The organism is Paenibacillus sp. AR247, assembly GCF_002968895.1.
Taxonomy (GTDB): domain Bacteria; phylum Bacillota; class Bacilli; order Paenibacillales; family Paenibacillaceae; genus Paenibacillus_AQ; species Paenibacillus_AQ favisporus.
Genome location: NZ_PCZT01000024.1, coordinates 184,481 through 195,003, shown reverse-complemented (window position 1 = coordinate 195,003; position 10,523 = coordinate 184,481). Strand labels below are relative to the sequence as shown.

The following is a 10,523-nucleotide window of genomic DNA, read 5'->3' as shown; positions in this document are numbered from 1 at the left end:
CTTTGATGTGGGACAGGTAACGGATGTTACTTGCTTCCTTCATCAGGGATGCAGGCAGGCCTTTGAGGGATGTGTTGCTTTCGCCAATGGTAGCAACGGCATCTTTACGGCCAAGGCTTGCAAGCGTACCGGAGTTCACCGGAGCAAATGTTTCGAACGCATGGTTTTCGAGCAGGGCATACAGGTTGTAGCCGATCAGCTCGCCCATTTGCCAAGCGATTTGCGCGGTTGGCGGTTGTGGACGTCCGCTTGGATCAAATACAACGGCGCTGTCCCCAGCTACAAACACGTCCGGATGGGAAGTGGATTGCAGGAATTCGTTGACGGTAGCGCGTCCGCGGTTTACTTCGAGGCCGGATTCGCCTACGAGCGGGTTGCCTTGCACGCCGCCGGTCCATACGAAGGTGTTGGTTACGATCTTTTGACCGTCTTTCAGGTCAACCACGTTGCCTTCCACGTTTGTTACAGGCAATCCTGTCAGGAAGGTTACGCCGCGTTTTTCCAGACTGCTTTGCGCGCGCTCGATGAGCGGATCAGGCAGTACAGGCAGGATTTTAGGGCCGGCTTCAACCAGAAGCAGCTTCACTTCGGCTGGATTTACGCCGTATTTTTTAGCCAGACCAGGCATGATATCAGCGATTTCGCCGACAAGCTCAACGCCGGTCAAGCCGCCGCCGCCGATGAGGATCGTTGCGTCAGCTTCGTTTTTAGTTTTGGAGTATTCGCGGATGCGGTCTTCGATGTGCTTATGAATGTTCAGCGCGTCTTCAGCAGACTTCAGCACGAAGCTGTACTGCTCGAGCCCTGGAATGCCGAAGTAAGCCGTTTTACTTCCGAGTGCGACAACCAAAGCGTCGTAAGACAGGCTGGAACCGTCGGAAAGTTTGATTTCTTTGCTGTCTACGGAGAAAGAGTTGACCGTTGCGATCTTCAGGTCGACTTCTTTGCCCTTGAACAGTTTTTCGAGCGGCATAGCGATGGCTTTCTCAGCAATGCTGCCTGCAGCCAGACGGTGCAGCTCGGTAATGATTTGGTGCGTAGGGTATTGGTTCACGACCGTAACCCGTGCTTGATCTTTGTTCATATATTTGCGTACGGTCAGAGCGGCAAGCAAGCCGCCGTAACCGGCACCCAAAATGACAATATGTTTTGACATGGTTTTTCCTCCGTCCTTACTGGTTAGATGTATAAAAGATTATTGTTGTTTTGCTTTTTCCGCAGAGATTTGAAGGTAAGCGTTCAGGAACCGGAAGATTTTTTGAGCTTGCGGATCCTTCAGCATTTTAAGCAGACCAAAAAGACCGATCACTTCGTTGCTGTCTTCAGCGCGGTCTTTCGCTTCGATGACAGTAGCGGCGATGTTCTTCACCGAATGCTTCACAGGCTCCACAATTTCGGTGATCGCGCCGACGGTGTCGCTCTTCAGCACTTTGTCGGTAGCAACGGTTTGAGCGAAGTCATAAGACTTTGTCAATAGATTCACAAGCTCAGTCAGCTTTGGAAGCTGGTCGACCAGAATCGTAAGGGATTCCTGCACCTCAGGTTTGAGCAGCTGGTCCAGCACGTCGTTTTGTTCCTTGCCGACAGACACGTTTTGTGTCTCTTGTTCAGAAATTGCTTCTGACATGTCCATTTCTCCTTTGCGTAAGCAGTTGTGCTTAAGTATTTTTATAATGAAAAGGAGCTCATAGACTCCCTTCGAAGGAGTATCTACAAGCCACAAGACCTTTTCCGTCCGAAAAGGCCTAGTCACTATCGTCCTCCTAATGTTAACATAAATGATCGTAAAAAGGACCACTTTACGAAAGAAATGTGAAAAAATATACATGGTATCGCCGCCATCGATTGGAAAAGAGCTTGCAGGCCGGGCGTCCAGCGCAGCGGACCCGCTTATTTCATTCGTTTTAAGCATTTTCCAAACGGCCCGGTGCTATGCATTGGCGGGTTTATTTTTTGAGGAATGTCTTCTGATATCAAAAAAGCCAATCTCCTTATCTTAAGGAAATTGGCTTATCGTTTGCCCCGGGCAGGAAACCCTGCGTGGAAGACGTTAGTTGGCTTAGTATCGATCATGGGATCATTCCGCCGGATTTAAGGGATCGGATACCGAATCTACGGCAGCGGGCGCATACTTCCGGTACTGTCTCAGCATGAAAATCCGCCAGCGGAGGATCATGCCAAAGGCCAGAATGAAGAACAGGGCGCCGGTCTGCGGAATCGATACATATTCCTCAATCACCTGGTGCAGCAGCATGCGGACGGCCAGCAGGGCGAAGAGGATAATGATAAAGCTCTTGGAGCGCTGCGCAAAGACCTGTCCTCCGTTTACTTCAAATTTGGTGCTGCGTATCAGCGGATAGGAGAACAGGAACCAGCCGACTAAAAAGGCGATGAGCGCCCACCACAGCGGGATTCTCACGGCCGGGGCGACGAACATCAGGAAACCGGTCGCCATGCCCATCGGCGGAATTAGTATTTTCTTTATCGTAACGGGTCTGTGGCTCGCCTTGAGACGGATGAATATGGTCATCAGGGCCAAAACCAACGTCCCCACGGTTGTTCCAATTTGCAAATACAAGGGACTGATATGAGGCACGTTCAAGGACTCCCCTCTTGTCAATATAATTAATCACATCTAATAGTATATCACACAAATAGAGAAGTAAACTTGAACGTCATATGACATCTTTACCAAGCCTTGAGGGCAAGCCTGCCGGGCGGTTATGCGCCGGATTCCAGTCCTTTCAGAAAGGCTCTCATGACAAAATGCAGGCTCTCGTCAAAATCCAGCTTCATCTGAAAGCCATTGTTCTGTTCCAGGGAGGCGAAGCCGTGCAGGAGGCTCCGCAGACCGCGGATCGTATGCAATGTGTTCTGTTCCCCGAGACCGTAGGGTTCGAGAACCCGGATAAAGATGCTCAACAGCTGCTCACCCAGCTTTGCGGTTTCCGGGGAATCCGACGCTTCGATTTTGTAAAAGGCTTCATAGAGGCCGGGGCGCTGACGGGCAAATGCCAAGTAGCTTGTGCTCAAGCTCAGGATCGCTTCCTCGCCCGATTTGCCGATGACCGCGTCGCGCATCAAATCGACGAGATGCTGCATGCAGTAAGCGGCAAGCGCGCTGCGCAGGTCCGGCAGTCCGTTCACGTGGTTATACAGGGAAGGGGAGCGGACGCCGAGCTTCTGGGCCAAAGCGGACAGCGTCAGGTTATCCAATCCGGCTTCATCGGCCAGTTCGGCCGCGGCAATCAGCAGGGTTTCGCGGTCAAGCCCCATGCGGCGCACCATTAGACCGCCCCCTTCTTCAAGGCCTCCTCGGCCCGGGAAATGGCGACAGCCATCTTATCGGTCGGCTGCGGAATCATTTTGCCGTGGCCGACCGCCAGCCAGGTCGGATTCAGACCGGCCAGCCGTTTGGCGCTGGCGATGGAAGTGGCCTTGCTCCAGGTGGCCATCGCCGGGAAAGGGAACAGCGGCTGCATATGGCCGGATACGGCCAGCGCCGCGCGGGTCTGGAAGGCGTCGCCCGCGATGAGTACGCCGCTGCGCGTGTCGTAGAACGCCATATGTCCCGGCGTGTGTCCGGGGGAGGCGACGGCCAGCAGCGACCCGATGCGGTCTCCGTCTTCCAGCAGCACGTCAGGCTTCGTGGTGACCTTGCCCGGGGCAGGGATGTCTCCGCGGATCGGCTCCTGCGGCTCGCCGGGCTCGAGCTCCTTGCTGCCTGCAAGGAGGCGGCTGTCGCGGCGGGAAATATAAGTCGTCACTTGAGGAAGAGCCGCCTTCAGCAGGTCGAATGCCCCGATATGGTCGCCATGTGCATGAGTAAGAACGATTCTTACGATCGGTTTGCCTAGGCGGGCGGCGGCTTGCTGGATGCCTTTTATGCTAAAAGGCATGCCGGCATCGATTAGGGTCAACCCGTCTTCTTCTTCAATCAGATACACATTAACGGGGAACAAGCGGGGCATAAAAGCAACCTGGGTTACTTGCTGAACGGTCGTCATTTTCATGGATAACTCCTCCTCAAGACTAATCATATTAGTATAATAACTAATGATATTAGTTTTGGCAATACCCCATTTAAAAATAATTGGCGGAGATGTGTAAAAAAATTGGTAAATATGTGATGGAAAACATGTAATGAGAAACATGTGAAATCTAGGACATGAGGATACGAGGACATGAAGGTAAGACGAGACATGAGGTATAAGAGATATATGATATACAGTACGCATGAGATAAAATGAAATTAAAGGATAAAAAAGCGTTTTCAATCAGGAAGATTTATACTATAATACCTATTGTAAACCCTTTCATATGTCTAATCTGATTTGGAGCTCCTTCGCTGAAGGGCTCATTTTTTTGTGATTTTGGGGATTTTGACTCCGAAAATCCCTCTCGAGTCCGCCGCTGTGATGTTCAGTGTGGCGGACTTTTTTGCGCCTGATCGGGTAGTCGGGGAGAGTTGGGACAATCCGCTTTGGCATCTGTTCGACCGATTAACAGATGTTTTTTCCAGAAAGTGAGAGCATTCGTCCTCATATGCCGTCTATAGATTCAGATGGCTATTAAAGCAGGGAGGATCGTCATGATAGACCCGAAACGGGAAAGCATGCTGATCGAGCAGGTGTTGGCGGGGCGCAAGGAAGTCTTTGCCGAGCTGGTCGATGCGCATAAAAACAAAATCTACGGTCTGCTCCGGAGTATGGGGGCGGGTCATCAGGATGCCCAGGATTATACGCAGGAGGCTTTTGTCAAAGCGTACCGCAAGCTGGCCAGCTACCGCCTGGAATCGAGCTTTGCGTCTTGGCTGTATACGATCGCGGTGAATGTGCTGCGGGATGCGGGAAGGCGGAAGTCGTTTCCGCAGGCCCCGGAGGAAGAAGCCTACCAAGCGGTACGGGATGAGAACACGCCTGAGAGGGCTCTCCTTCGGAAGGAAGCTCGGCAGGAGGCTTTGCAGTTAGTTCGGGAACTGCCTGAACAATACCGTCTGGTGTTTCTACTGCGGTACACAAATGAGCTGAGCTATGACGAAATCGGCAGTGTCACGGGTCTGACGGTGGATCAGGTTCGCAACCGGCTGCACCGGGCCAGAAAGCAGCTGCAAAAAAAGCTAAAGGGAAAGGAGGGGATCAGCCGTGAAATGCTTGAATCGTGCTCAGATGGAAGAGTTCATTCTTGAAGAAGCGTCTGCTGGGGCTGGCTTAAATATCCATGTGCAGAACTGCTCTCGCTGTCAGGCATTGATGGCAGAAGTCCGACAGGAGCAGGAGGCCTGGAGCCAGGCGCTGTACCCGGAGCAGTTGACGGATGATTTCACCCGGCAGGTGATGGCTTCCCTGGCTGATGTCCCGATTGAGCCTGCAGTTGAGGAGAACGAGCCAGACACGATTTTGTTAAGGAAAAAGGGGCGATCCCCGTTCATTCGCCGCGCCGCTCTGGCCGCAGTCTGCTTACTGATCGTCGCCGCCGCACTAACGGTTTACGCCCAGCCTTCGATAGCGGATTGGGTGAGGTCGATATTTGCGAGGGATAATACGGATATTGGGCTGTTGGATTCTCAAACACTCGGACTTGTCCAAAATCCGCATATCAAAGTAAAGGACAAAGGATATACATTAGAAATTAATGAAGTTGTTGTGGATGCGGCCCGGATTATGATGGGAGTCAAAATTACCGACCCGAATGGGAAGCCAGTGGTAAACAAGGTAGACTGGAGCCAAGTTACAGTTAAGGATACCGAGGGCAAAGAAGTGGCAAAGCTTTATTCTTTAGGGGGATCCGCCGTAATTGAAAATGTATCTTCACTTTTCCCGGACGGAGTTAAATCCGATACGCTCACCGTGGAAGGGAAGATTACCCAAATTGGGCGGAAGCTGTTTTCCCATAAGGTCGTTAAGGGGAATTGGAACTTCAAATTTTCCCTGGATATGAAAAAAGCGAATGAACTGACTAAAGTAACGCTATTGGATCAGCAGTATACTACACCAGATGGATTACACGTTAAGATGGAACGGCTGGTACGAACGCCAAGTGCTGTACGGCTGGAGCTATCTGCTTCATTAGATGGAAAGCTGGCTAAGCTGGTCCCGGAATCAGGTTTGGAGAATATGCTTCTCATGTACCATTTTGAGGATAAGAATGGAAATGACTTTTCAAGCGTCAATAACCATAGAAGTCCGCATATGGAAACGTTGATTGCGCAACAGCCTCAGTTGGATGGAGATACGCTTCACTGGTACTACACGTTTAAGTATCTTCCCTATGACCGCGAGAAGGTAAGGTTTGTTTTGGACGGGTATTCCATTCCTGTGATAAGTGACGATTCGGTGCAATTTCATCCTCTTGAATTGTCTTTGAAGCCTGTAGAGTTTAAAGGGCAAGGGGATTCATTAACGATCAGCAGCATGAAGATTGGCCAAGATCCGAATTCGCTCGAGAAAGAAACGGTTGGTTTGCTTCAGGTGAAAGGAAAATTCAGAAATATGTTTTCCCATGACGAATGGGTGATGAGAGACGAAAAATCAGGTAGGGAATTTCCCGCAAGCTTTAGGGGCTCTTATGGAGGATTGAACGAGTTTCAGGAAGTCAACGGCGACCCCGGCTTCATCGTCGAAGGCTTAACAACCCTTCCTGAAAAAGCGACCCTCATCCGCAAGGTCACCGACAAGTGGTACACCAACGTCAACTGGTCCTTCGACCTGCCGAAAGGCGAGCCCATCAAGGGACTGGAAAACGTGAATCCGGAGGATTATTGGGAGGCCCCATGACGATCTCCCAGCCCACCCCGATAACCGAATCTTTGTATAAAAAAAGCCCCTACCGGCCGCTGCTAGCCGATAGGGGCTTTGATGTCGATAAGACCGATCACTTATTCGTTCATCCCGCCGCACAACATTACATAATCAAAGGTGACACGCAGGGGGCCTTGCCCGGCAGCCTTCCGAATGGCCTCTTTCGGTACGCCCCAAGAGAGCGGGGTCATGCGCAAAAGATGCTCCAAAGCTTCCCCGGCGACGAGCATGCCGTATTCCACATGCTGAACATCCACGCTGGCAAAATTCCTGCCGAACAATTCGGCGGTACGCCCGGTAGCAGGAACGAGCCGTCGGGTGGTGCTGTCGGCAGTAGGATATGGTCGGTCGATTGTGCATCCGTCGGTAAACCCCTCGGCCGGAGACGGCCGGTTTGCAGCCTCACCTTGGAACAAGGCGCGGATTTCCTGCAAATATCGGCTCCCCGGGATGACTTTGATTACCAGGCCATCATCCTGGAGTAGGCGCTGGAACTCCTGGTAGTTCGCCGGAGACAAGATGTTCAGGATGACGTCGAACTGCCGGTCGGCAAACGGGCTGCCAGCCAGATCGGCCGCACACCAGATGGCGGGGACGCCCGACTTGGCGGCCAGGCGAATCCCTTCTTTGGCGATATCTACGCCCACGCCGAGGATGTCTGGAGCATCCGGCTTCTGCAGGGCAGACAGAATCGCCGCCAAATGGGAGCCCTCGCCGCATCCCGCATCCAAAATGCGTAATTCCCTCGATCGAGAAGGCGCCGCATCCTCAATTTTGTTGCGAATCGCATCGATCAGCGGGTCAAACAATCCGTGGCGGCTGGTTTCCCGCCGTGAAGTAAACAGGTCTTTGTTGTATTTGGACCGCACGGCGTGCGGAATCAAGTTGATGTAGCCGTCCTTGGACAGGTCAAAACAATGCCGGCTGCCGCAAATCATGCTGCCAGATCCGTCCATTTTCAATGGGCGGGAGCAGATTGGGCAGCGAAACAGGTGCTCATGCCGGGATATCAGTCCGGTGAGCACGGTTAATTTAGCGTTGTGCACCAAAAACACCCCATTCATTCGTTTTCCGTTTGAATGAAAAAGGCACAGACAAATAAACCCTCGTCAGTATTTTTAAAAAAACGGGGCTTTTGTTATCTGTACCTTACATTAACGGTAACGAATAAACTGAATGATCATGGTTTACACAACCTCTTTCACGCAGGATTTAGGGAGCCTGCAGCCTTAGATCTAAAGGACAGGATCCCGCTTTAGTATAACAAACTTTTCAAAGCCGGGAAAACGATCGCTGGATCTGTCAGGAGAGGAGGTTTAATCCAAGGGGATTTAAGTCAAACTAAGCATACTGGTCCGGAGGAAAAACAAAACAGCCCCGGCAGTCTCGTTAACGTCCTTTATTTATTTTTCAACGGAAAACGTTCCAAACCCTGGCAATCCGGTTGACACAAGCAACTGTAAACCATATAATTACAGTAATAAGGGGGAGCGAAAATGAATAGTGAGTTCAACATTGCCGTCCATTGTTTAACCCTTCTTAGCTTGAAAGAAGAACGAATGGCTAACAGTGAAGAGATTGCCAAGAGTGTCTGCACGCATCCGGCACGGATTCGGAAAGTGCTTGGACTGCTGCGCAACAGGGTATGTAACGACCAAGGAAGGTGTCGGCGGGGGCGTATTTGCTGAATCCGGGCACCGAGAAGGTCACATTGGGTGATTTGTACCGTCTGCTTGCAAGAGGATCCTTGAAGCCGAGCTGGTGTTCAGGCGGAGAGGAGCTGCCTTGTGAAGTGGCTTCCAATATCGAGGGAATTATGGATCAGATATACAGCGGTGGTGAAGCCGCGCTGGAGCGGTATCTGGATGGCATTACGCTGACGGATGTCATTAAGCAGATCGAGGAAGCGGGCAGCGCGGCAAACCCCACGTGATGAACAGAATGGAACGACATGAAGTCCGGCTTAAGCCGGGCTTTTTTGTGCTGTTCCTGGAGTGCGGCACGAACTTTCGGGTTCGTATATCACTTTAAAGTGCCTTCTTCCCGAAAATCGCTAAACATTGGATAATGCGGATAACCGATCTAGGGAGGGGAGTTATTATGAACGATTTTGTTAAGGTGGAGGTACTTCATACCGGCCGATTGAAATATGACCGCTCGCTTGCATTTAAGGAACTGGACAGCATCCCTCCGGTGAATCAGCGGGGCGAATCATTCCAGTCCGAGGTTCCGCTGTCCAGCTATTTGATTGAGCACCCCAGTGGACGGCGCGTTGTAGTCGATGCCGGATGGCATGAGGATATACGAACCCGGCCGGAGCAGCACCTGGGCAGCGATTTATGGCAGTTCATCGAATACGATTTGCCTGCCGGCAGCTCTGTCAGAGAACAGCTGCAGGCGCGCGGGCTTACCCCGAAAGATATTGACCTTGTTGTCATCAGCCATCTGGATGTCGATCATATCAGCGGCCTTGGGCTGCTGAAGGGTGCGGGGCGTTTTCTCGTCAGCCAGCCGGAATGGGAGTTTGCGGCCGTGAGCCAGGAGGCATGGCATCGGGAAGTGCCCTTAACGCCGTTTGCTCTCGAGCCGATTCCCTACGGCCCGTATCAATCGGGTCTGGATGTATTCGGCGACGGCTTGCTGTATCTGGTTCATACCCCGGGACATACGCCAGGACATTTGTCTATTTTGGCCAAAGTAGAGAATGGATGGCTGCTCCTGGCTTCCGATGCTGGGTATGCGGAGAGATCCTGGCAGGAGATGATTCTGCCGGGGATTACGTCGGATCCGGATCAGGCGATGAAATCGCTGCAGTGGGTGCGGGATTTCGCCGGGAGAGAGGACTGCGTTGCGGCGCTGGCCCATCATGAGACGAAGCCGATTCCTATGCGGTTTTAAATGCGGGAAACAGATTTGATGCAGGAGAACGGTATCCCTTTTCTTGGAAAACGGCAGCGAGTGCGTTATATTGGACATAAAACGCATTCGAAAAACATTCCAAAGGAGAAGGGCTATGTGCAGAAATATCAAAACGCTGTTTAATTTTGATCCGCCGGCTACCGATGAAGAGATTCAGGCTGCGTCCCTGCAGTATGTGCGCAAGTTGTCAGGCTTCCAGAGCCCGTCGAAGGCGAATGAGGAAGCTTTTAATCTGGCGATAGCGGAGGTCGCCGCGGCATCCAGGAAGCTGCTGGACTCCCTGGTTACAAACTCCAGTCCCCGTGACCGCGAGATTGAGGCCCAGAAGGCGAAAGAGCGGTCGGCGAAGCGGTTCGGAACGGCAGAGGCGTAAGCGGCGGGGTTAGGCAGTACGAGGCTTAAGCGGCAGTAGTCAGCTAATGGGCGCATGCTTGGACCAGGCTGGAACGAAGAAGCCATAGGTTACGCCAAAGCTCATGGTCTGGGGTAAGACCGGTCCCGGCTTAAGCCGAGGGAGCCCGCCATGTAGACCGATGCCGCACCGAAGACAAACCAAAGACAAGCTGTAGACAAACCAAAGAACGCCCCGGAATTTTCCGGGACGTTCTTTGTTCTGCCTCTACCGACAGCAGGAAGACAGGGAATTCAGACCGTTAACGGCTGGTTTTTGAGCACCGCCTGCCACTTTTCGTACAGCTCCCGCGGCTTGCCGGATTCCAGCAGCGCCTTGCCCGTATACAGGCCTTCCTCAACAGACTGCACCCGATCCGCCAGATGCAGGCGCACGGCCGCGTTCAGCAGCAC

The 10,523-nt window shown here is 52.2% G+C and carries 10 protein-coding genes and 2 pseudogenes; 5 read left to right on the top strand and 7 right to left on the bottom strand.

The window, feature by feature from the left end:
• The 5 genes from CPT76_RS31735 to CPT76_RS31715 all read right to left on the bottom strand — a co-directional run.
• Nucleotides 1–1,156, bottom strand: a 1,156-nt coding sequence (locus CPT76_RS31735; RefSeq protein ID WP_105445722.1) for an NAD(P)/FAD-dependent oxidoreductase, incomplete at its 3' end; no start/stop codon positions are given.
• Between the two features lie 39 nt (nucleotides 1,157–1,195).
• The gene (locus tag CPT76_RS31730; protein ID WP_076172788.1) at nucleotides 1,196–1,627 is read right to left on the bottom strand and encodes a helical membrane plugin domain-containing protein; all 432 of its coding nucleotides are present in this window, start codon (nucleotides 1,625–1,627) and stop codon (nucleotides 1,196–1,198) included.
• A 450-nt stretch (nucleotides 1,628–2,077) separates the two neighbouring features.
• Nucleotides 2,078–2,596 carry a CcdC family protein gene (locus CPT76_RS31725; protein WP_105445834.1) on the bottom strand — a complete coding sequence of 173 codons (519 nt, stop codon included), beginning with the start codon at nucleotides 2,594–2,596 and terminating at the stop codon, nucleotides 2,078–2,080.
• 125 nt (nucleotides 2,597–2,721) lie between these two features.
• Nucleotides 2,722–3,288, bottom strand: a complete 567-nt coding sequence (locus CPT76_RS31720) for a TetR/AcrR family transcriptional regulator (RefSeq protein WP_105445721.1) — start codon at nucleotides 3,286–3,288, stop codon at nucleotides 2,722–2,724.
• Nucleotides 3,288–4,013, bottom strand: a complete 726-nt coding sequence (locus CPT76_RS31715; RefSeq protein WP_105445720.1) for an MBL fold metallo-hydrolase — start codon at nucleotides 4,011–4,013, stop codon at nucleotides 3,288–3,290. The genes CPT76_RS31720 and CPT76_RS31715 overlap by 1 nt, the downstream gene beginning before the upstream one ends.
• Nucleotides 4,014–4,591: 578 nt before the next feature.
• Here CPT76_RS31715 and CPT76_RS31710 point away from each other — a divergent pair.
• Nucleotides 4,592–5,188, top strand: a complete 597-nt coding sequence (locus tag CPT76_RS31710; RefSeq protein WP_105445719.1) for an RNA polymerase sigma factor — start codon at nucleotides 4,592–4,594, stop codon at nucleotides 5,186–5,188.
• Nucleotides 5,145–6,776 carry a DUF4179 domain-containing protein gene (locus CPT76_RS31705; RefSeq protein ID WP_146116490.1) on the top strand — a complete coding sequence of 544 codons (1,632 nt, stop codon included), beginning with the start codon at nucleotides 5,145–5,147 and terminating at the stop codon, nucleotides 6,774–6,776. Before CPT76_RS31710 ends, CPT76_RS31705 begins: the two co-directional genes overlap by 44 nt.
• Nucleotides 6,777–6,877: 101 nt before the next feature.
• Here CPT76_RS31705 and CPT76_RS31700 read toward each other — a convergent pair whose 3' ends face one another.
• On the bottom strand, nucleotides 6,878–7,846 hold the full coding sequence (locus CPT76_RS31700; protein WP_181153178.1) for a putative RNA methyltransferase: 969 nt from the start codon (nucleotides 7,844–7,846) through the stop codon (nucleotides 6,878–6,880).
• Nucleotides 7,847–8,296: 450 nt separating this feature from the next.
• Between CPT76_RS31700 and CPT76_RS42525 the strand changes: the two are divergent.
• From CPT76_RS42525 to CPT76_RS31685, 3 genes and pseudogenes are all read left to right on the top strand, one after another.
• Nucleotides 8,297–8,733 (top strand): annotated as a pseudogene (locus CPT76_RS42525) (RrF2 family transcriptional regulator).
• A gap of 167 nt (nucleotides 8,734–8,900) precedes the next feature.
• Nucleotides 8,901–9,698 carry an N-acyl homoserine lactonase family protein gene (locus tag CPT76_RS31690; protein ID WP_181153177.1) on the top strand — a complete coding sequence of 266 codons (798 nt, stop codon included), beginning with the start codon at nucleotides 8,901–8,903 and terminating at the stop codon, nucleotides 9,696–9,698.
• A gap of 115 nt (nucleotides 9,699–9,813) precedes the next feature.
• A complete protein-coding gene (locus CPT76_RS31685) occupies nucleotides 9,814–10,092 on the top strand; it encodes a DUF2277 domain-containing protein (RefSeq protein WP_076172796.1) in 279 nt (92 codons plus the stop codon).
• Between the two features lie 272 nt (nucleotides 10,093–10,364).
• Here the strand turns inward: CPT76_RS31685 and CPT76_RS42520 are convergent.
• Nucleotides 10,365–10,523: pseudogene (locus CPT76_RS42520) on the bottom strand (anthranilate phosphoribosyltransferase); the annotation flags it as partial.